This is a genomic window from Tautonia rosea (genome assembly GCF_012958305.1).
GTDB lineage: Bacteria > Planctomycetota > Planctomycetia > Isosphaerales > Isosphaeraceae > Tautonia > Tautonia rosea.
Genome location: NZ_JABBYO010000051.1, coordinates 1 through 750 on the forward strand (window position 1 = coordinate 1; position 750 = coordinate 750).

The following is a 750-nucleotide window of genomic DNA, read 5'->3' on the forward strand; positions in this document are numbered from 1 at the left end:
GTCCGACGCCCGACAAATTAGGCCAAGCGTCGATATCCAGAATCTCCCCTTTTCTCTTCTCGATCTAATCGACGAGGGGCACGGAATCATCAGGAAATCGCCAGATCTACTTATAATAGATGGTGGCCTCTTTTCGAGCACGTCCATCGTTCAGGGTTTCGAAAGCCTCTGCCAAGATAGGTTCTTCACTATCCGTCATGGCGAGAACGCGATACCAGATGGTACCGAAGGTACCTTCTTCCTTGTGACGTTTCATTGCAAGTAGTGCTGCCCTAGCACATCGATTGATAAATTCTCCGTGAACCTTGTACAACTTCTTCCCGGAAAGTCCCTGCGAAACTTGCTCGAACTGGCTGACCAACGACTCCAGTATTCGATTGGAGTTCTTGAATGCCGGAAGAGTCGGGATCCATTCAATTGGACTGTATCGCTGATCCAATGCATCCGCGGTTCCTGGCTTCGCTGTAATCTTGGACTCGTTGCCAAATGTGTAGTTGAGGCAAGCAGCTCCAGCATCTTCTGGGACAAAGATCGCGAAACCGAAAATATCGGGGTCGCTTGCTAGCGGGGGGAGAACGGTTGCGAGTTCCGCGTAGAGCGCCTCGGTTAAGGAATCATAGTCTAGCGATTGGATATTATCGTTGTTTGGCATTTTTGCACACAAATTCGCTTCAAAGCCCCCGCCGCCTAACGACCAAGCTCAGCGGACCGGCCCGCCGAGACGAGGCTTGATGATACCGGGGAGCGCCG

At 51.7% G+C, this 750-nt stretch carries 1 protein-coding gene; it reads right to left on the reverse strand.

Features of this window, described 5'->3' with window-relative positions:
* Positions 1 to 106: 106 nt before the first annotated feature.
* On the reverse strand, positions 107 to 652 hold the full coding sequence (locus tag HG800_RS26800; protein WP_169981458.1) for a hypothetical protein: 546 nt from the start codon (positions 650 to 652) through the stop codon (positions 107 to 109).
* Between the last annotated feature and the right edge of the window lie 98 nt (positions 653 to 750).